Consider the following 18,429-nt stretch of genomic DNA (forward strand, 5'->3'; position numbering starts at 1 on the left):
TCTTTTCACTTGCCATATATCATTCGATTTGTTTTTTTATAGGTATATTTCTTCTGCCACATCAACTGTAAAAAGTGAACGAACTTATTACAACACTTTTTTACAGATTTCAAGCAATTCTTTAACGTCTTCAGGACGTGTATCGCCGGTTTCAGCATCGATAATCGAGCTGTATACATGAGGGATGATTTTCTTCACGTCGGCATCTACTGCGATTTGAATGATTTCTTCAAAGTTGTCCAAATCAATCCCGCCAGTAGGTTCTAAGTAAAAATTATACTTGGCACAAGCCTCCGCCACTGCTTTAAATTCTTCCTTATGAGCAAGGCCTTTCATTGGGAAATACTTAATGGAGCTTCCACCCATATCCTGCAATAATTTGATTGCTGTTTCGATTGGGACAATTCCTTCTGCTCCTTGCGAACTCAACGGTCCTGTCGCGATATTTACGTAGCCGACTTTTCCTGTTGGTGAAACTAAGCCATTGATAACTGTTTCAGATTGACCTAACAACGCTCTTGATGTACCAACACCCGTAAAGACTTGGTTTACATGCTGAGGCTGTAATTCTCCAGATATACGTGAAACCATTTGACTCTGATTTGGATCACCCGCTCCTAAGCCAACAGATAGCGCATTGTTCGTCGCCTTTTGATAATTTTTCATATCTATGATTGCAGCTTCATCACTCTCATAATTTTTCGACAATACACCTAAGATAACATGCCTTTCAGCTGCTTCATAGCAGTCCTTGGCATTTTCCACTGAATTAGCCAAAACGTTTAAACAAATTCGATCTTCTAAATAATTTGGTTGTAGTGACATTTTCTTCTCCTTTTAATTCATGATCTCACGTAAACGTGCTGCGATCAAAGCCATTTCTTTTGCATCCACAGAACGGATATCAAATTCGATAACGCCATTATTGGCTTGATATTCTCTCGTATAAACAGCCGGCGATTCTTTTTTTAACTCGGCAATGACTTCTTTTGCTGTATGATTGCCTGAAACATGAACGTTTGCGCGGTAAATATCACGACCGGCACCATCTTGAACAACCTTAGCTGTTAAGCCATCGATTTGATTGACTGATTCAATGAATGGTGCCAATCTTTTTTTCATCGAATCCCCTGATTCACTTCCGTTGTTTAAATAGTCCTCTATCGCCTGAGTAAAACCAAGAATATTGTCTTTACCGATCTTCATCGCTCTGCCGATTCCTTTGCCCTGTAAACGAACCCATTTGATTTTATTCTTTTTACCGATCACCAACCCAGCACTTGGTCCTTCGATCGCCTTTGCCCCAGAATAAATCACTAAATCAGCACCCGCCTTGTAATAGAAGAATAAATCTTCTTCCGCAGCGGCATCCACGATTAGAGGCAATTGATTTCTGTTCGCAACAGCCGCCGCTTCTTCTACAGTGAGCATACTTTTTTGAATCGTATGATGGCTTTTAACATATAAAATTGCTGCCGTATTTTCAGTGATCATCATTTCTAGATGCTCTGCTGAGCACATATTGGCATAGCCAGCCTCTACGACTTTCCCACCGCCTTGCTCCACCATTACTTCGACAGGAGTTCCATAGTCGACATTATGGCCTTTCGGTAAAATGATCTCTCGTTGTGTGATACGATCAGTATAGGGATGATAAGCATGATAGATATCTCCTTTACCAATGACCGCGGCAACACTTTGTGCAATTCCTGCTGAAGCAGAAGAAACGATCTGTGCGTCATCTACCTTTAAAAGCTGCGCAATATATGCTCCGGTTTTTTCACTTAAATCAGCCATTTCAAAAAAATGTTCGCCACCAAAACGCTGTGCTGCCAATACCGATTCTGATACTTTTGATACACCTAAAATTGTCATCCGACCAGAAGCATTAATCACTTCTTTTAACCCTAGCTTTTCAAAATTAATTGTCATAGACTTGACCTCCAATGATGGTTTTCACAGGGATGATTTCCTGCTTTACTGTACAAGTATTCCCATTAGAATCTGTCACTTCTTTTTCAGAGTCCTTAAGGATGAATATTGTAATATCCGCATCAAAACCAACAGCCAGTTTACCTTTTCCTTTTAAAGAGAAATTTTTTGCTGGTGCTTCTGTGACCTGTTTGATGATTTCTTCCCAAGAATACCCTACTATGAAGAGCTTTTCCATTGTTGTTGCTAGATCATAGACTGGTCCATTTTGACGATTTCGGACATAAATATCTGAACTGATGGAGGAACTGATCATTCCTTCATTCAATGCCTGTTTTGCCACTTCAAAATTGAAACTATCCGTACCATGTCCAATGTCAAAAACAATTCCTTTTTTATATCCTTCCCATACAAAATCCTTTATTTTATGAGTTGTTCTATCTAATATTCCATTTTCCTTACCATTAAAACAGTGCGTCAATACATCACCTGAATCCATCAAATCCATTATTTCTGACAATTCAGGAGGAGCGGAGCCAACATGAACCATCAAGGGCAGTCCACCATATTCACTTTGAAATTCTTTAGCTAAACGTAAGGGTTCGATCCCACTTGAACCAATCACTGTTTTGCTCATCCGAGCTTTCAAACCTACGATAAACTCTGGATATTTTTCAATTGCATCTCTAACAGCATCATGTTGGACTTTAGTTAGATCAGCTAATTCATCTTGCTCGACAATCCCCCATTTAGAAATGTTCAGTAGCGCATACACATTGGTCTTCGCCTTTTTTACTAGTTCACAAAAATTGCCGATGTTTTCTGCTCCGGTTGTTCCCGCATCGATGACAGTCGTTACACCTCTATTTACTCCGACCTCATCAGGGTAATCATAGTACAGCCTCATTTTTTCATAGCAATGGACATGATCATCGATCCAGCCTGGTGAAAGGTACTGATCATCTGTTAAAGCAAGTTTATTTTGACTTTTATTTGTGATTTTATCAGCTATTTCTACTATTTTTCCATCAGAAATCCCTAAATCAAATTTCTGTCCGTCAATTGTTTTGGCATTCCGCACAACTAAATCCAACATTTTCGTTCCTACTTTTCTGTGAATTTGAATTTTGACCATGGATGAATAAATGATAAAAGAATCTTTTCATCCTCAATGATCTGCCCAACTTTATTCTTTCTTGAATCTTTATGGGCTTTTAGTACAACTTGCAACTCATTTTTATACTTACCAAATTCATCATTTCCGATCACAATATCACCTGGCTGAAACTCAATTTCATTGTCATGCGGTGGATTGGCTTCTTGTCCGTATTTTTTGCGGACAAAAGTCGAACGAACCATCTGATCTGTGATGTCTCCTCGACGATAATGTTGTTCGTTTAAAACAATTTGTTTCTCTACATCAGTAGTATCTGATACGAACTCAACGGCAAATTCAGTTTGATAGCGATCCACATCTCCCATCGCTTTTAGCTCTTCTTCTGAAGCATAGGCATTTCCGATGATCACATCATCAATTAAGTTGGTGGCGAATAAATGTTTTGTCGCTGTCTCAACCGACAAGTGACGGTGCATCTCTAGAGTTGGCAAGCCATCATTGATATCCCAGGGGCCAATAGTACCTACTTGAGAAGAAACAAACGCTGCTGTTCGGATCCCATAAGCTTTAAAGCGTTCACTGCATTTCACAAAGAAATCATAAGGTAGAGCCGTTCCATCTTGAGGATAAAAATTGTGACAGCCATATAGAAATGGCGTATTGGCTTCATAGGTCAGAATATTGTCTAAGTATGCCACGTCATTACTCATGTTCAGTTCGATTGCCACACCAAATGGGTTATAGGTCAGCATAGCTTCCTTATTTCCATCAAAGCCTAAATCCAAACGAATGCCGTCTGCACCTAATTCATGAAAGAAACTCATATCATCATAAGAAATTCCCAATTCTTCAAAAATATTTGGCGCTACGTCTAGAACCGTTTCATACCCTAATTCTTTGGCAAAAAAAATCAATTCTTTAAATTTCTTTTTGACAACCTCTTTGCCTTCAGTAACTTCTAGCATACTCATAAAGATACGGCCAAACCCATATTTATGCGCCAACTTAATGTAAGCTTTATCTTGTTCAATCTCACTGTGGTCTGGATAGACCGAAATTCCTAATACACGTTTCATACACTTTTTCCTCGTTCCAAGTCATCAAATTTTGAGCGGTATTTATAAGCAATCAATGATGCCGAACAAATCGTAACGGTCATCACCAAGAATGGAGCAATATTTAGTACGATACCCACCACGATCGCTAACGTAATACCTGCTAAAGAGCCTAATAAAATATATCTAAGTTTCATTTCTTCAAATTTTTCTGGTAGTTTCCCCTTTTCCAAATAAATATGGCTCGCTAGAAAAAGAAGGATCAAATAAATTAAGTTCATTTCATTACCGAAGAGGACAGTCATTTGGCTATCCTCTCTATCCTTTCTGCTATTGAACAATTACTTCTTAATTTGAAGTTGCCCCCTGCAAGCTTGCAGCTTGTTCTTTTTTCGCTTTCTCTTCTGCTTCTAGTTCAGCTGCTTCACGCGCTAACTGCTGTTTTTCAAATACTTTAAAGAACGGGTAGTAGATCGCCATTGAGATTAAGAAGTTGACGATTACCAGAATCGCTGCGCCAATACTCCAATCGGTACTCATCCAAGCAGCAATCGGTGCGGGGATGGTAAAGCCATAACGCGCGACCATCATTGGAATTAATCCTGAGACTGTCAAGAAATAAGACAGCGTCGTTGTCACTAATGGCGCTACGATAAACGGAATCCCTAATAGTGGATTCATTACGATCGGCGCACCGAAAATCATCGGTTCGTTGATATTGAAAAGTCCTGGTAAGAAAGACAAACGGCCAAGGCTCTTTAAATATTTTGATTTTGAGAACATGAAGAATACGACCAATGCCAGAGTAGTTCCTGCTCCGCCGATCCAGATGAACCATTGTAAAAATTGCTCAGTGAAAATATTTGGCATTGCAGTGGCACTAGCACCATCCGCAAAAGCTTCCATATTTTCAGCAATCGATAATTCCCAGAAAGGACGAATCACTGGCCCCATGATCGCTGGGCCATGAATTCCTAATACCCAGAAGAAGCAAATCAAGAAAACTGTTAATAAGCCGCCAAACAAGCTATTTCCTGCTAATACATCTTTAAACGGCATTAATAAATTACTCAAGAATCCATTGATATCAAAACCAATCATATGGCGAATCACCCAAAATAAAACTAAAATCGCTCCTCCGGGGATTAACGCCATAAATGAGTTGGTTACTTCTGGTGGAACTCCGTCTGGCATTTTAATCGTAATGTTCTTTTCGATGAAAATACGATAGCTTTCAACTGAAATAAGTGCTGTCACAATTGCGCCAAACAATGATGCTGCACCAAGGTTTGCAATATTGATGTAACGACCAGCATCAATAACGCCGTCCACATTGTCGAATACGCGAAGCGGAGGTGCTGCAGTTACTAGAAAAGCCATGACTGACAAGATTCCGGCAGTTAAGGAATCAACTTTATAGCTTTTAGCTAATTGTGAAGCTATCCCGAATGTTGCGTATAATGCCAAAATACCTACTGTGTAACGAAAAGGAATATCTAAAATAGCTAAATACGGTTCAATCATTGCGGCGACTGAAGGAATCGGAAAATTCAAGAAGATCGTGAAGAATGAGCCGACGATCGTCAGCGGCATCGTTGCCACGATTCCCTTTCTGATTGCCATCATATGTCGCTGGGTACCAATTTTGTTAGCGAACGGCATCAATTTCTGTTCAATCGAATTTACAAGTCTATCCATTTCTTAACCTCCGTTTATAACATTATAATGTTTACAAGGTGAATAATAGCATATGCATTTTCTATTGTAAACGCTTTTTAGATTTTATTTTTCACTTCTTTTTAAAAAAAGCTTTTCAATTGTTTTATATTTAAAAAAGCTGCAATAGAAATCTATCACAGCTTCACTCTTAAGTTTCATATTCAATTTGATACGCATGGTCGGAAGTATTGTAAAAAGCTTCAGAATACTCAATCACCTTTTGATCATAGTCATACGATTTTCGCATTCTCTTCAAAGCAACCTTTGCCTCAGTTTGAAGAAGTTTTTGTTGCTCATTTGTTAGCTCAATCGCTAGGAAATCATCCATGAAACGTTCGATGTCTAATCCATTTTGATAAAGGATTCGATAGAGGGATTCTTGCTCTAACTCTTCTTTCGTAACCCTTTCCAAAGAAGTCGGCAAATAATGTGTCGCGTAGATATAAGGCTTCCCATTTAAAACATACATTCGCTGAAAGCAAATCGCTTCAGAACCAAAATACTCAAATGCCGAATCACATTCATTAAGCTCTACGTTTTTAACGTCAATTATGACTTTTTCCACGCTTAGATTTGATTTTTCTAAAATTTGAGTGAAACTAACAGCCTTCGATAATTTATTGTAGGGGCGTTCACTGAGTACGGTTGTCCCTTTTCCACTCTTTTTTTCTACATATTCATCCGCCGCGAGCAGCTCAATGGCTTTTCTAACAGTGATTTTACTTACATCAAAAAGTTTTTCAAGCTCCGTTTCCGTCGGCAGCATAGTACCAACAGGATATTTGCCGGAAAAAATATCTTCCTTTATTTTTTCTGCAACTTCTAAATACAACACACGTGTTTTTTTCATACGTTCCACCTTCCCCACAAGCAGTTCTTCATTTAATTAGAATAGCATTTAGATGAGTGTTTGCAAAGTTAGATTGTATTTACTGCTTAAATACATGTTAACGTAGCGCATCGGTTTAATTTTTGCTACTCTCTTTATATCATAACTATTACAGGAGGACCATAGATGGAATTACGAGATTTCCAATGGACACGTTTTCCGGCAAGCTATCAACTTTTCGAAGACAGGATAGAAATTGTGACAAAGCCTCAAACAGATCTTTGGCAAAATACTTATTATCACTTTCAAAATGATAATGCCCCTGTATTTCAAATGACAACCGAAAAACAATATTTCAGTTTTGTCGTAAAGACGGATTTCGCTGACAGTCATCATCGTTTTGATCAATGTGGCATCGTCATGTACCTAGATAGTAAAAACTGGTTAAAAGGCTCTATTGAATACGAGAATGAAGATTATCAGCATTTGGGAAGTGTCGTGACAAATCAAGGGTTTTCAGATTGGGCGACAACAGAGATTGATGCCTCAATCAAATCAATGTGGTACCGCTTGAGCAGACGAGAAAGCGACTATTGTATCGAGTGTTCAACTGATGGAATCACATTTCAACAAATGCGGATTTGTCATATGATCAACGGAGGCGGAAAAATTCAGTTTGGAATCTATGCATGTTCTCCTGAGGCCTCTTCTTTTAAAGCAGTCTTTACAAACATACAGTTATTGGACTGTCAATGGTTGGCCCATGATGGACAACAACCTGACACAGAGTAATTTAAAAAAGAAGGAGCTGATACAAAAAATGTTCGGCTCCTTCTTCTTTAAACTGGGTAAATAAAAAACCCTTGATTTCTCAAGGGTTCGAAAGACATCTTTAAAATTAACGACGAATTTCTTTGATACGAGCTGCTTTTCCGTGTAATGCACGTAAGTAGTAAAGTTTTGCACGACGCACTTTACCGTAACGAACAACTTCGATTTTAGCAACACGTGGTGTGTGTAGTGGGAAAGTACGTTCCACACCAACACCGTTAGAGATTTTACGTACAGTGTAAGTTTCGCTGATACCAGCTCCACGACGTTTGATTACAACGCCTTCGAATAACTGGATACGTTCGCGAGTTCCTTCGACAACTTTCGCGTGAACACGAACAGTGTCCCCAGGGCGGAATGCTGGGATGTCAGTACGTAATTGTTCTTGAGTTAGTTCTTGAATCAATGGATTCATCTTTATCATTCTCCTTATTCCAAACATTCTTAGGACGGTCGTCCCAGCGGAACATCGTATAATAGATGAGCTTTGCACTCACCAGAACATTCTAACAGAGGAATATCTATCTGTAAAGATAAAATTCTTGTCAGAAGAAATTATTTTTATTGTGCTGTGGGTGTTGATAAGCTGTTACTGAAAAAACATTTTGGTTACAGCAACCGGACAACTAATAGTTACTATAAGCGATACTTGTCGTTTTCAATTTGTAAATTTCTATTTTTCCTCTAAACAAGAAAGAAAGCCTTAACTATTTAAGGACTTTCTGAATGTTTATTGTTCTTCCTGTTTTATCTCTGCTAAGAATTTTTCCATCTCTGACGTCAATTCTACTTTCTCAAGCATATCTGGTCGACGTAAAAAGGTACGGCGCAATGATTCCTTTAATTGCCATTCTTCGATTAACCGATGATTGCCATTCATTAAAACTTCAGGTACGCCCATTCCCTCAAATTCTGCGGGACGCGTGTATTGTGGATGTTCTAACAAACCAGTGGAATGCGAGTCCGTTTTGGCTGATGTCTGATTGCCTAAAACATCCGGTAATAAGCGAACTGTCGCATCGATCATGACCATTGCGCCCAGCTCACCGCCAGTTAAGACATAGTCCCCTAACGACACCTCATCAGTCACTAATGAGCGAATCCGTTCATCATAGCCTTCGTAATGTCCACAAATAAACACGAGTTGTTCTTCCTGTGAGAATTCCTCTGCCATTTTTTGATTAAAGGGTTTCCCAGCTGGGTCAAGCAGAATAACCCGTTTTTTTTGATTACCTGTTTCTGCTTCGATTGCTTTCAAGTTTTCGAAAATCGGCTGAACCTTTAGCAGCATTCCAGCTCCTCCACCATATGGGTAGTCATCTACCTGTTTATGCTTATTATCTGAGTATTGGCGAAAATCATGAACATTAATTTCCAATAAATCTTTCTCAACAGCTTTTCCAATAATTGATTGGCCTAATGGCTCTTCAATCATTCTAGGAAAAAGAGTCAATACATCAATTCGCATCGTCCAACAACCCTTCTGGAACTTCAACATGGACGACCCCTTCAGTTAAATCAATCTCTTTCACGACAGATTCAATGTAAGGAATCAATGCATCCTTTTGACCCTTGCGCTTCACGACCCAGACATCATTCGCACCTGGAGATAAAATCTCCGTGATCTTACCAATTTCTTTTTCATCTTCATCTACAACGATCAGCCCAATAATCTCATGATAGTAATATTCATGCTCGTCTAATTCACTTAGCTGCTTCTCTGAAATTTTTAGGATTCCATCGCGAAAAGGTTCAACTAGATTGATATTTTCATAGCCTTCAAAGCTCAGTAAATCAAAATTTTTATGTCTGCGATAACTTGATATCTTCAGCGGAAGGACCTCTTGCTTGTCACGAAACAAGAAAAGCTGTTCCCCGACTTGATAACGTTCCTCCGTAAAATCAGTAGTGGAAATCACACGTACTTCTCCACGAATACCGTGAGTATTGACGATCTTTCCGACTTTATAATAATTTGTCACGAATCTTCCTCTTTCTTTTCATCTATTTTGCCATTGAGACAGCCATCTTCAAGCTGCTCATTGAATCCCCATTCATGATGGTATAAACAGTTTGATTATCTTGCCAAACCACACGATTTGATTGATAATCGCCTGGTGCTACCCGCAAAGAAATCTGCCCAGCATCCTTTGGAACAGGTAAAAAAGCACTTTCCAGATATTCAACCGTTTGTTTCGCTAATGGTATAGGATCTTCTTGCTCAAGATTATTTGCTTGCACAGCTAAACTCCAATTGCCTTCTTTCCACATAATGAAGCTAGAGCCGGCTCCAGCGCTGCGATAGCCGATAATCTGGTGACCTAAATCCACCTGCTGACCGTTTTGATCATAGGTTTGCCCAACTTCATTTCGAGCAGTTTCTTTTGAATCAACGGTTTTACGTTGGAATTGAGCGACGGGTGTTTGTTCGTTAAGAGAAGGATCATTGAATGGTGTATCCTCATTAACAGCATAGTAATTAACCTTTAGCGTTCCCTGCTCTTCAGAAGCAGCGATACCGATTTGTTTTCCTCCACTGATGGTTGCAGGATCAGGGAATTTGTCATTTGGATAATTGGCTTTTAGCTCATCCCATGCTGACATGGCATGATTGCCGTGAGATGAATCGGTTTTTGTCGAACTTGTTTGTGTATTTGAACTAGTCGACGAATTTTTAGTTGAGCTGTCGTTTGTTGAATCAGCTTTTTCTGAAGTAGATGTACTTTTTTTCGAGCTGTTTTTTCCAGTCTCCGTGGTGGTCGATTTTGTCGTACTATCTTTTGAATCATTACTTCCTGAATTACAAGCGGCCAAAACAAACAACGCACTAAACAACAACAAATATTTTTTCATGATGGAACACCTCCACCCATAGTTTACCGTATTTTTAACGAAAAAACACCCGAATCAAACTGACTCGAGTGCTTTACTTTATTTACCATCCACGATGTTAAGCCGAACTTTTTTCGGGCCATTTGTCCGAACGCTGTAGACGATCGTACGGATCGCTTTTGCCACTCGGCCTTGTTTTCCGATAATTCTACCGATATCTTCGGGTGCAACCGTTAAGTTGTACTCTAAGAAATCTTTAGACTCTTCGATCTCTAATTTCACTTCTTCAGGTTTTGTCACCAAAGGGTGGACAATGGTCAACACAAGGTTAGTTAAATCTTGCATAATTGATCACCTTATTTCTTAGCGAATTTAGCGTCGTGGTGTTTTTGCATGATACCTTCTTTAGAAAGGATGTTACGAACTGTATCAGAAGGTTGTGCACCTTTTTGTAACCAGTTTAAAACATCTTCTTCTTTTAAAACGACTTCTGCTGGGTTTTTCAAAGGATTGTAAGTACCCACAGTTTCGATAAAACGTCCATCACGAGGAGAACGAGAATCAGCAACAACGATACGGTAGAAAGGTTTCTTTTTAGAACCCATACGTTTCAAGCGAATTTTAACTGCCATTGTATAACTACACCTCCATATAATTAATCACAAGATGTAGTCTAACACGCTTTGAGTTAGCTGTAAAGAGTTTTTTCTTTACAGCTCTATTTTTCTTTCAAAGCATATCCTTTGCACATTTTACTTATTTTTTGTAAGATACATTCATAGGATAACTTATGTATTGTTATTTCGACTTAGGAGGAATTATTATGACAAAAAAAATTGGTATTTTAGTAGGGAGTCTTCGTAAAGACTCATACAACAAAATCGTTGCAAAACAATTTGCTGAATTATTGCCTGAAGGTTTCGAGGCAAAATTTATTGAGATTGGTGATCTACCATTTTATAATGAAGATCTTGAAGTGGAAGGCTCTGTTCCTGAAGCGTGGACACGTTTAAGAAACGACGTTAATGAAGTAGACGGATTATTCTTTGTAACACCTGAATATAATCGTTCCATTCCGGCTGCATTGAAAAATGCATTGGACGTTGGTTCTCGTCCAATGGGCAGCAGCGTTTGGGGTGGTAAACCTGGTTTAGTTGTGACGGTATCACCTGGTGGCCCTGGCGGTTTTGGTGCAAACCACGCTTTACGTCAATCATTAGTTTTCTTAGATGTACCTACTTTGCAACAACCTGAGGCCTATATTGGCGGCATCATGAACTTAGTTGATAACGACGGACATATTGCTGACGGTACTGTTGACTTCTTCAAGATGATCACTGACAAATATATTGAGTTTTTCAATAAATTAACTAAATAATTTTAACGACAGAGACTGTAGAGATGCCTGACAATTTAAGACATTCTACAGTCTTTTTATTATTTCTTCCCTTCACTTAATTCTGCCTGTGCTATACTTTATTTATTAAAAAAATTGGAGGAAATTAGTTGACTGTAAATATTAGACTCGAAGAAGAAAAAGATTATCGTATTGTTGAAGAAATCACTCGTGATGCATTTTGGAATCTATACCTTCCAGGCGCGGAAGAACATTATGTTGCGCATTCACTTCGCAAGCATCCTGATTTTATTCCTGAATTGACCTTTGTCATTGAACTAGATGGCAACATAATCGGAAGTATTTTTTACAGCCATGCCAGAGTCGTCTCTCCCGAAGGAACAGAATATCCCCTTATTTCTTTTGGGCCTGTTAGTATCAAACCTGACTATCATAGACAAGGTTATGGTAAAATGCTGATTGAACATTCGATCGCTGAAGCAAAACGTTTGGGCTATGATGCGATTGTACTTGGTGGATTCCCTTATCACTATCATCCTTATGGCTTTATTGGTACAAAAAAATACAACATTTCAATGCCTGATGGTAAATTTTATACAGGAATTATGGCGTTGCCCTTGAAAGAAGGCGCTTTAGATAATGTCCATGGTAAAATTATCTTTTCTTCAGGTTTATATCCAAATCCTGAAGGTTTAGCAGCATTTGATAAGACATTTCCAAACAAAGAAAAAAAAGTTTTGCCTTGTCAGGCAAAATTTGAAGCTGCAGCAAGCGAAATTGATGAAAATGAGTATTAAAAAAGCCAGAAATCTGGCTTTTTTTTATTTTTTTAAATGTAGTTGCGCAAATTGCCCGAATTGCTCTGTTTCTAGTAGTTGAAGCTTTTGTTGATTTGATTGGGGTAAAAATAAAGGAACACCCTCACCTAACAAAATCGGTACGATTTGAATCCACCATTCTTCAATTATTCCCGCCTCTATTACTGGTTTTAATAAAGAGCCTCCACCTACTATCCAAACAGTTTTGTCTGCAGGCAGCTCCTTTATAAACTCCACAGGATCTTCGTTAATTAATTGCATCGTGTCATCTACTTGAATCGTTGAGTGAGTGAACAGAAAGTTTTTCTTCTCCGGATAAATTGCTTCTAACTCAGCATCTCGTTTGATTGCTTCATAAGTCCGCCTGCCCATTATCGTGTAATCGATTGTTTGATAAAACGCATCATAGGGAACAAGCTCCCCACTTTCTTGCCCGTACAGCCATTCCAATCGATCCTCTTTATCTGCTAAATACCCATCTAAACTAATTGCTCCATAAAATACTGCTCTAGCCATTATCCCGCCTCTTTCTCCTATTTACCTGACCAAACGTACCAAGCACAACAAATATTTCCCTAGTTATGTTCAAATCAGAAAATATTACTTACTTAGTTCAGTATAGCGAAAACAAGACATTTCGTGATCATTGACGATTCCAACAGCCTGCAAAAAAGCATAGATCGTCGTACTGCCAACAAACTTGAACCCTCGCTTCTTCAAATCCTTCGCAATTTTATCAGATAACTCCGTTTTAGCTGGCACTTCTGAAGATGATTGAATGTGGTTATCCACCACCTGATGATCCGTAAAGCCCCACAAGTAATCGGAAAAGCTTAAGCCCTCAGCCTGCATCTCTAAGATTTTTTGTGCATTGATGATCGCAGCTTCGATTTTTCGACGATTTCGGATAATTCCTGCGTTCTGCATCAATTCTTCAACTTTCTCTTCATCAAACTGTGCGACTTTTTCGATCTCGAACTGTTTATAAGCCTGATCAAAATTGTCCATCTTATTTAAAATGGTCTGCCAACTCAGTCCCGCTTGGTTCATATCTAAAACTAATTTTCGAAAAAGTCGCTGATCATCATACTCTGGAACACCCCAAGTCGTATCATGATAGATTTGCATATTTTCATTACTCCCAGCCCATTGACAACGATACATCTTCACCACTCCTAAATTACAATTTTAAAAAACGAACATACGCTCCCCTTTAGTATATCAGAAATATTGAAAAAGTCATTGCTTAAATCAAGTGTACTATGTATACTAGTACACACAAACGACTTTTAAGGTGGTGAAGAGATGGTTCGTATCGATAAAAACAGCAGTCGAGCATATTATGAACAGTTGGTACTAGGGATCAAAGAAGATATCTTACATGGCGTTCTACAACCAGGAGATAAGATTCCCTCAGTTAGAGAAATGGCGAAGCAATTATTAATGAATCCCAATACCATCAGTAAAGCGTATAAAGTGCTTGAGAACGAAAAAGTTCTAGTCACTGTAAAAGGCAAAGGTACGTTTGTTCGTTCGATCGAAGAAATTCCTCGAGATGAACTTCGCGTCCAAGAACTTAAGAAGGATTTAAATGAATTAGTGATTGAAGCGCGCCACTTACAAATCTCTCAAGAGGAATTGCTTCAATGGATTAAAGAGGCAGAAAATAATTTTGGAGGTCCGTCATTTTGAATATCAAAAATTTAACAAAAACAATTGATCAACAGCCTGTCTTGAAGGACATATCGTTCACATTAACAGAGAAAGAAATTGTCGGCCTCGTTGGTCGAAATGGTTCAGGTAAGACCACCTTGTTCCGTGTACTTGCTGGACACTATTTGCCTGACAGTGGCGATATTCAAATCAATCAAGAATCTCTATTCCAGCACCCCGCTGTCAAACAAGATCTTTTTTTTATCGATGAAAAAGAGAACTTCCTTCGTACCTACTCTATAAAAAAAATAGCGAAGTTTTATCAGCTGGCCTACCCTAAATTTGATCAAGTCCTATTTATGGATTTGATTAGAAAGCACGAATTACTCTTCAACCGAAGTTACCGTCAGTTGTCAAAAGGTCAACAGGCTTTATTTCAAGTAATTCTTGCTATTTGCTCTAATGCTCAATATTTATTATTAGACGAGCCTTTTGATGGGTTAGACGTAATTGTCAAAAAAGAAGTGATTGGATTATTGATGGAACACCTTGGTGAGCAATCGAGAACCGCATTAATCGCCTCTCATAATTTATCTGAATTAGAAAACTTAGTCGACCGAGTCTTACTCCTAAAAAATCAAACAATCAGTAAAGACTATCGATTAGAAGAGATGCGTGAAAAGGCAAAAAAACTTCAATTAGTATTCAAGACGAAAAAAGTACCTGCTCTAGTAAAGGAAAATTCTAAAATGCTTGACTTCCAAGGTCGTGTAGTAACTGTCGTCTTCGAGCGTTTTTCAAAGGAACTTGAAGAAGCAATCAAAGAGTTTGATCCGTTGGTTTATGAAGAATTACCGCTTTCTTTAGAAGATCTTTTCGAAGCAAACCTAAAATCTCATAAAAAGGAGGCCATGAAATGATTCGATCGATATATTTTGAACGATATAAAAAAGTTTTGTTTGCAGCTTGTTTGTTAGTCGTCGGTATCTGCATATTCACGGCAATCAGTCAGAGCAATCAATGGAGGGACTTTTATAACGATCCTGAAATCAAAGCTCAATTTGAGGCAGATCGCGATAGCTATACTTATTATGATGAAGAAAAAATGACAAATGTCCCTTATAAATCTTATAAGAATTATCGTGATACAATTCTTGTTTTCTATAATTATTTCCCTTTAGATAATTCAGGACGTGACATCAAAACCATAATGAAAGCAGAAAATTATTCAAATAAAACGCCTTATATCGCAGGTTTTGGTCGATTCTCTTCAGGATTTGCCTTATTATTTATTGTCCCTCTTGCTGGCTTTTTGCTTTTCTTTATCGATCAAAAAATAGGCTTCAATCAATTTCTTTTCTCTTTAGGTATCTCACGAAAAGATTTGTTTAAGAAGAAGCTTTTATATGTTGCGTTACCATTCTTGTTTTCAATTTTAGTCGGACAATCCTTGTATGCTTTATTGATTCATACCCTGATCCCTGAGCCATATATGAATGCTACTTTGGGGCAGCTTTTTACTTCCGTCATTAGTAATTTTTGCCTATTATTCATACTTTTTTCTAGTAGCATTTTTATTGGAGCCATGGTTGGAAATATCGTTTTTGGGCCTTTGACTTGGGGCGTCTATTGGTGGTTGACACTTTCAGTACCATCTACTATCTATCGATTAGGAAATATGATTTACACATCAAAAAATATTTTGCATAAACAATTTCCTGAAACGCTATTTGTTTACTCAGTAGGGAAAATGGGCGGTTTCTGGTGGATGAATCTCCTTTTCTTATTGTTGGGTTCAATGCTTCTTTTTTGGGCATATAAAAGTTTCCAGACCCTTTCATTGGAAAATGAGAACACCTATTTATTGTATAGAAAGTCCCGATGGCCGATTTGGATGATTATGACATTTTTTACCTCGACTATTCTTACTATTAATTTCTTTGCCCCTTGGTCTTACTTTATCCAAAGAAGAATTTATGATCATGCAACGGATTCAATCAGTGGACCGATACTAACGAGTGGCACTATTGTCTTAATTGTTGGAGGTATTTGCCTGCTCATCGTCTTTTTCAAAGAAATTCGTACTGCTATCAACAAACTACAACATCAAACGGAGTGATTTCTTGGGTGTTTTAAATCTCTTCTTTCGACTTTACCTTATGACTTGCGTTTTTTTACCCTGTCTCATTTATCAATTCTTTACCTTGAAGGACAAGGAAGGTACTATTTTCATTTCTTCGATGATTTGGCGAGGGATCTTCCTATTTTATCTCTATTTAGTTATTACTGTTACTGGTGTTGGAACCCTTGAGGACCTTCTTAGCTATCCAGAGGTTTTTAGGCCTGAGGAACTCAATCTTGTGCCCTTCCAATCTGGAGTAGGGTTATTAAATATTCTTAATATTATCATGTTTGTCCCTTTTGGCTTCCTGTTACCATTGATTTGGAGTCAATATCGTACTCTCTGGTCTGTCGTCTTTCTTGGTTTCGAATTTTCGTTGATGATCGAGTTGCTGCAACTTTTTAATCGCCGTGCAACAGATATTGATGATTTATTAATGAATACACTTGGTGCTCTTGTTGGTTTCCTCTTTTGGCAGCTCAGCAAAAAGATTATCAACAAGGTTCCTAATAGCATCCAAGCATTTCCAAATCACGAACCGAAAATTTATCTTTTATTAAGTTTGTCAGGAGTCTTTTTCTTTTATCATTGGCGTTTCTTCTTATAAAAAATGGTGCTTATCTCAATATTTGAGACAAGCACCATTTTGTTTATTTGCGTTTCTTTTTCTTTTTCTTGTTTTTCTTGACCATGCGATTCATCGCCATTTTACCCATCTTACCTTTAATACCGGTACCAAACATTTGATCCATCCCAGCAGGCATGCTGCCTTTACTCATTTGTTGCATCATCTTACGTGATTCTTTAAATTGCTTGATCATGCGATTGACTTCCACCACTGAATTTCCAGATCCAGCAGCGATACGGCGACGGCGACTTGGATTTAACAAATCTGGATTTTCGCGTTCAGCTGGAGTCATAGAGAAGACCATCGCTTTTTTTCGTTCAACATCTTTAGGGTCCACTTTAACATTTTCAATACCTGGCATTTGACTCATACCAGGAATCATTTTTAGTAAGTCCTCAATGGGGCCCATTCCCATTACTTGATCCAACTGCTCGATAAAGTCATTAAAATCAAAACTATTTTCCTTCATCTTGCGAGCAAGTTCTTCTGCTTTTTTCTCATCATAATCTTGCTGTGCCTTTTCGATCAGAGTCAACATATCACCCATGCCCAAAATTCGGCTGGACATTCGATCTGGATGGAAGACTTCTAAATCGGTTAGCTTTTCACCAGAACCGATGAACTTGATTGGTGCACCCGTTACCGCGCGAATTGATAATGCCGCACCACCACGAGTATCCCCATCTAATTTAGTAATGACAACACCGGTAATTCCGAGTTGTTCATTAAAGCTTTGTGCCACGTTAACGGCATCTTGACCTGTCATGGCATCAACTACTAGCAAAATTTCATTTGGTTGTGCGATTTCTTTGATTTGCTTTAATTCATCCATTAAAGCCTCATCAATATGCAAACGACCAGCCGTATCAATCAAAACATAATCGTTTTTATTTTCACGGGCTTGTTCCATCCCTTGTCGTACGATTTCAACTGGGCTTACCTCTGTTCCCATATCAAAAACTGGAACATTTAATTGTTGACCCAATACTTTTAATTGGTCAATGGCTGCTGGACGGTAAATATCGCCCGCAATCATTAAAGGACGAGCCTTCTCATTTTTAATCAGTTGATTGGCAAGTTTTCCAGCAAAGGTCGTTTTACCAGCCCCTTGCAACCCCGCCATCATGATGACTGTTGGAATTTTAGGTGATTTTTCAATACCAACAGCTTCAGATCCTAGAGTCTTTGTTAACTCTTCATCTACAATTTTTACAATTTGTTGCGCTGGTGTTAAGCTTTCCATGACTTCTACACCTAATGCACGTGTTCGCACTTCTTTGGTAAATTGTTTCACGACCTGTAAATTGACGTCGGCTTCTAATAAGGCCAAACGAATTTCTCGCATCATTTCAGTGACGTCAGATTCCGTGATTTTTCCTTTTTTTCGTAATTTTCCCATCGCAGCTTGTAACCGCTGCGTTAAACTTTCAAATGCCATGACTTATTTTCCTTTCTGTCAATAAACTGCTTCATTTAATATACTCAAATTCTCTATTTTTTTTCAAGCCTTTTATTCAAAAGACTATAGAGTCACTA

Annotated in this window: 23 protein-coding genes; 7 read left to right on the forward strand and 16 right to left on the reverse strand. The window is 38.4% G+C overall.

Annotated features, from left to right (window positions below; genetic code table 11):
- Positions 1-87 precede the first annotated feature (87 nt).
- The 7 genes from dagF to J9537_RS09300 all read right to left on the reverse strand — a co-directional run bounded on the left by dagF (position 88) and on the right by J9537_RS09300 (position 6,673).
- Positions 88-825 (reverse strand): 2-dehydro-3-deoxy-phosphogluconate aldolase, encoded by a 738-nt coding sequence (gene dagF, locus J9537_RS09270; protein WP_218255884.1) that lies wholly within the window; start codon positions 823-825, stop codon positions 88-90.
- 12 nt (positions 826-837) lie between these two features.
- A complete protein-coding gene (locus tag J9537_RS09275) occupies positions 838-1,932 on the reverse strand; it encodes a DgaE family pyridoxal phosphate-dependent ammonia lyase (protein WP_218255886.1) in 1,095 nt (364 codons plus the stop codon).
- Positions 1,922-3,028, reverse strand: coding sequence for an amidohydrolase/deacetylase family metallohydrolase (locus J9537_RS09280; protein ID WP_218255888.1), 1,107 nt, complete (start codon positions 3,026-3,028; stop codon positions 1,922-1,924). The genes J9537_RS09275 and J9537_RS09280 overlap by 11 nt, the downstream gene beginning before the upstream one ends.
- 8 nt (positions 3,029-3,036) lie before the next feature.
- The gene (locus J9537_RS09285) at positions 3,037-4,125 is read right to left on the reverse strand and encodes a DUF871 domain-containing protein (protein WP_218255890.1); all 1,089 of its coding nucleotides are present in this window, start codon (positions 4,123-4,125) and stop codon (positions 3,037-3,039) included.
- Positions 4,122-4,409 (reverse strand): hypothetical protein, encoded by a 288-nt coding sequence (locus J9537_RS09290; protein ID WP_245001250.1) that lies wholly within the window; start codon positions 4,407-4,409, stop codon positions 4,122-4,124. The genes J9537_RS09285 and J9537_RS09290 overlap by 4 nt, the downstream gene beginning before the upstream one ends.
- 43 nt (positions 4,410-4,452) lie before the next feature.
- Positions 4,453-5,802, reverse strand: a complete 1,350-nt coding sequence (locus J9537_RS09295) for a PTS sugar transporter subunit IIC (protein ID WP_218255891.1) — start codon at positions 5,800-5,802, stop codon at positions 4,453-4,455.
- Between the two features lie 169 nt (positions 5,803-5,971).
- Complete coding sequence (locus tag J9537_RS09300) at positions 5,972-6,673, reverse strand: GntR family transcriptional regulator (protein WP_218255893.1); 702 nt, start codon at positions 6,671-6,673, stop codon at positions 5,972-5,974.
- A gap of 165 nt (positions 6,674-6,838) precedes the next feature.
- On the opposite strand from J9537_RS09300, the gene J9537_RS09305 reads away from it, so the two are divergent.
- The gene (locus J9537_RS09305; RefSeq protein WP_218255895.1) at positions 6,839-7,444 is read left to right on the forward strand and encodes a DUF1349 domain-containing protein; all 606 of its coding nucleotides are present in this window, start codon (positions 6,839-6,841) and stop codon (positions 7,442-7,444) included.
- Between the two features lie 106 nt (positions 7,445-7,550).
- Here the strand turns inward: J9537_RS09305 and rplS are convergent, their stop codons facing one another.
- The 6 genes from rplS to rpsP form a co-directional block, all read right to left on the reverse strand.
- Positions 7,551-7,898 (reverse strand): 50S ribosomal protein L19, encoded by a 348-nt coding sequence (gene rplS, locus J9537_RS09310; RefSeq protein ID WP_010746105.1) that lies wholly within the window; start codon positions 7,896-7,898, stop codon positions 7,551-7,553.
- 315 nt (positions 7,899-8,213) lie between these two features.
- The gene (trmD, locus tag J9537_RS09315) at positions 8,214-8,951 is read right to left on the reverse strand and encodes a tRNA (guanosine(37)-N1)-methyltransferase TrmD (RefSeq protein WP_218255897.1); all 738 of its coding nucleotides are present in this window, start codon (positions 8,949-8,951) and stop codon (positions 8,214-8,216) included.
- On the reverse strand, positions 8,941-9,465 hold the full coding sequence (gene rimM / locus J9537_RS09320) for a ribosome maturation factor RimM (RefSeq protein WP_218255898.1): 525 nt from the start codon (positions 9,463-9,465) through the stop codon (positions 8,941-8,943). Before rimM ends, trmD begins: the two co-directional genes overlap by 11 nt.
- 22 nt (positions 9,466-9,487) lie before the next feature.
- Positions 9,488-10,336, reverse strand: a complete 849-nt coding sequence (locus J9537_RS09325; RefSeq protein WP_218255900.1) for a membrane lipoprotein lipid attachment site-containing protein — start codon at positions 10,334-10,336, stop codon at positions 9,488-9,490.
- Positions 10,337-10,414: 78 nt separating this feature from the next.
- Complete coding sequence (locus tag J9537_RS09330) at positions 10,415-10,660, reverse strand: KH domain-containing protein (RefSeq protein ID WP_010746101.1); 246 nt, start codon at positions 10,658-10,660, stop codon at positions 10,415-10,417.
- An 11-nt stretch (positions 10,661-10,671) separates the two neighbouring features.
- The gene (gene rpsP, locus J9537_RS09335) at positions 10,672-10,947 is read right to left on the reverse strand and encodes a 30S ribosomal protein S16 (RefSeq protein WP_010740297.1); all 276 of its coding nucleotides are present in this window, start codon (positions 10,945-10,947) and stop codon (positions 10,672-10,674) included.
- A 191-nt stretch (positions 10,948-11,138) separates the two neighbouring features.
- Here rpsP and J9537_RS09340 point away from each other — a divergent pair, with 191 nt between their 5' ends.
- Both J9537_RS09340 and J9537_RS09345 read left to right on the forward strand, forming a co-directional pair.
- Complete coding sequence (locus J9537_RS09340) at positions 11,139-11,693, forward strand: NADPH-dependent FMN reductase (RefSeq protein ID WP_218255901.1); 555 nt, start codon at positions 11,139-11,141, stop codon at positions 11,691-11,693.
- A gap of 128 nt (positions 11,694-11,821) precedes the next feature.
- Positions 11,822-12,469 carry a GNAT family N-acetyltransferase gene (locus J9537_RS09345; protein ID WP_218255903.1) on the forward strand — a complete coding sequence of 216 codons (648 nt, stop codon included), beginning with the start codon at positions 11,822-11,824 and terminating at the stop codon, positions 12,467-12,469.
- Positions 12,470-12,493: 24 nt separating this feature from the next.
- On the opposite strand, the gene J9537_RS09350 is transcribed toward J9537_RS09345, so the two are convergent.
- Both J9537_RS09350 and J9537_RS09355 read right to left on the reverse strand, forming a co-directional pair.
- Positions 12,494-13,006: a dihydrofolate reductase family protein gene (locus tag J9537_RS09350; protein ID WP_218255904.1), complete on the reverse strand. Its 513-nt coding sequence runs from the start codon at positions 13,004-13,006 to the stop codon at positions 12,494-12,496.
- 84 nt (positions 13,007-13,090) lie between these two features.
- On the reverse strand, positions 13,091-13,654 hold the full coding sequence (locus J9537_RS09355) for a DNA-3-methyladenine glycosylase I (RefSeq protein ID WP_218255906.1): 564 nt from the start codon (positions 13,652-13,654) through the stop codon (positions 13,091-13,093).
- 141 nt (positions 13,655-13,795) lie between these two features.
- On the opposite strand from J9537_RS09355, the gene J9537_RS09360 reads away from it, so the two are divergent.
- The 4 genes from J9537_RS09360 to J9537_RS09375 are packed head-to-tail and all read left to right on the forward strand — an operon-like array spanning position 13,796 to position 16,872.
- Positions 13,796-14,182, forward strand: coding sequence for a GntR family transcriptional regulator (locus J9537_RS09360; protein ID WP_218255908.1), 387 nt, complete (start codon positions 13,796-13,798; stop codon positions 14,180-14,182).
- Positions 14,179-15,063, forward strand: coding sequence for an ATP-binding cassette domain-containing protein (locus J9537_RS09365; RefSeq protein WP_218255910.1), 885 nt, complete (start codon positions 14,179-14,181; stop codon positions 15,061-15,063). The genes J9537_RS09360 and J9537_RS09365 overlap by 4 nt, the downstream gene beginning before the upstream one ends.
- On the forward strand, positions 15,060-16,262 hold the full coding sequence (locus tag J9537_RS09370) for an ABC transporter permease (RefSeq protein WP_218255912.1): 1,203 nt from the start codon (positions 15,060-15,062) through the stop codon (positions 16,260-16,262). The genes J9537_RS09365 and J9537_RS09370 overlap by 4 nt, the downstream gene beginning before the upstream one ends.
- Positions 16,263-16,266: 4 nt before the next feature.
- On the forward strand, positions 16,267-16,872 hold the full coding sequence (locus J9537_RS09375) for a VanZ family protein (RefSeq protein WP_218255914.1): 606 nt from the start codon (positions 16,267-16,269) through the stop codon (positions 16,870-16,872).
- A 43-nt stretch (positions 16,873-16,915) separates the two neighbouring features.
- On the opposite strand, the gene ffh is transcribed toward J9537_RS09375, so the two are convergent.
- On the reverse strand, positions 16,916-18,331 hold the full coding sequence (gene ffh / locus J9537_RS09380) for a signal recognition particle protein (RefSeq protein WP_010746092.1): 1,416 nt from the start codon (positions 18,329-18,331) through the stop codon (positions 16,916-16,918).
- Between the last annotated feature and the right edge of the window lie 98 nt (positions 18,332-18,429).

The sequence above is a fragment of the Enterococcus raffinosus genome, from assembly GCF_019175485.1.
In the GTDB taxonomy this organism is placed as follows: domain Bacteria; phylum Bacillota; class Bacilli; order Lactobacillales; family Enterococcaceae; genus Enterococcus_A; species Enterococcus_A raffinosus.

Excerpts from the sequence above, each read along its gene's own strand:
- J9537_RS09275 (WP_218255886.1), bottom strand. The coding sequence starts at position 1,932 with ATGACAATTAATTTTGAAAAGCTAGGGTTAAAAGAAGTGATTAATGCT.
- J9537_RS09290 (WP_245001250.1), bottom strand. The coding sequence starts at position 4,409 with ATGACTGTCCTCTTCGGTAATGAAATGAACTTAATTTATTTGATCCTT.
- trmD (WP_218255897.1), bottom strand. The coding sequence starts at position 8,951 with ATGCGAATTGATGTATTGACTCTTTTTCCTAGAATGATTGAAGAGCCA.
- J9537_RS09280 (WP_218255888.1), bottom strand. The coding sequence starts at position 3,028 with ATGTTGGATTTAGTTGTGCGGAATGCCAAAACAATTGACGGACAGAAA.
- rpsP (WP_010740297.1), bottom strand. The coding sequence starts at position 10,947 with ATGGCAGTTAAAATTCGCTTGAAACGTATGGGTTCTAAAAAGAAACCT.
- rplS (WP_010746105.1), bottom strand. The coding sequence starts at position 7,898 with ATGAATCCATTGATTCAAGAACTAACTCAAGAACAATTACGTACTGAC.
- dagF (WP_218255884.1), bottom strand. The coding sequence starts at position 825 with ATGTCACTACAACCAAATTATTTAGAAGATCGAATTTGTTTAAACGTT.
- J9537_RS09370 (WP_218255912.1), top strand. The coding sequence starts at position 15,060 with ATGATTCGATCGATATATTTTGAACGATATAAAAAAGTTTTGTTTGCA.
- J9537_RS09355 (WP_218255906.1), bottom strand. The coding sequence starts at position 13,654 with ATGTATCGTTGTCAATGGGCTGGGAGTAATGAAAATATGCAAATCTAT.
- J9537_RS09340 (WP_218255901.1), top strand. The coding sequence starts at position 11,139 with ATGACAAAAAAAATTGGTATTTTAGTAGGGAGTCTTCGTAAAGACTCA.
- J9537_RS09360 (WP_218255908.1), top strand. The coding sequence starts at position 13,796 with ATGGTTCGTATCGATAAAAACAGCAGTCGAGCATATTATGAACAGTTG.
- J9537_RS09330 (WP_010746101.1), bottom strand. The coding sequence starts at position 10,660 with ATGCAAGATTTAACTAACCTTGTGTTGACCATTGTCCACCCTTTGGTG.
- J9537_RS09325 (WP_218255900.1), bottom strand. The coding sequence starts at position 10,336 with ATGAAAAAATATTTGTTGTTGTTTAGTGCGTTGTTTGTTTTGGCCGCT.
- J9537_RS09295 (WP_218255891.1), bottom strand. The coding sequence starts at position 5,802 with ATGGATAGACTTGTAAATTCGATTGAACAGAAATTGATGCCGTTCGCT.
- J9537_RS09350 (WP_218255904.1), bottom strand. The coding sequence starts at position 13,006 with ATGGCTAGAGCAGTATTTTATGGAGCAATTAGTTTAGATGGGTATTTA.
- J9537_RS09305 (WP_218255895.1), top strand. The coding sequence starts at position 6,839 with ATGGAATTACGAGATTTCCAATGGACACGTTTTCCGGCAAGCTATCAA.
- J9537_RS09285 (WP_218255890.1), bottom strand. The coding sequence starts at position 4,125 with ATGAAACGTGTATTAGGAATTTCGGTCTATCCAGACCACAGTGAGATT.
- J9537_RS09300 (WP_218255893.1), bottom strand. The coding sequence starts at position 6,673 with ATGAAAAAAACACGTGTGTTGTATTTAGAAGTTGCAGAAAAAATAAAG.
- ffh (WP_010746092.1), bottom strand. The coding sequence starts at position 18,331 with ATGGCATTTGAAAGTTTAACGCAGCGGTTACAAGCTGCGATGGGAAAA.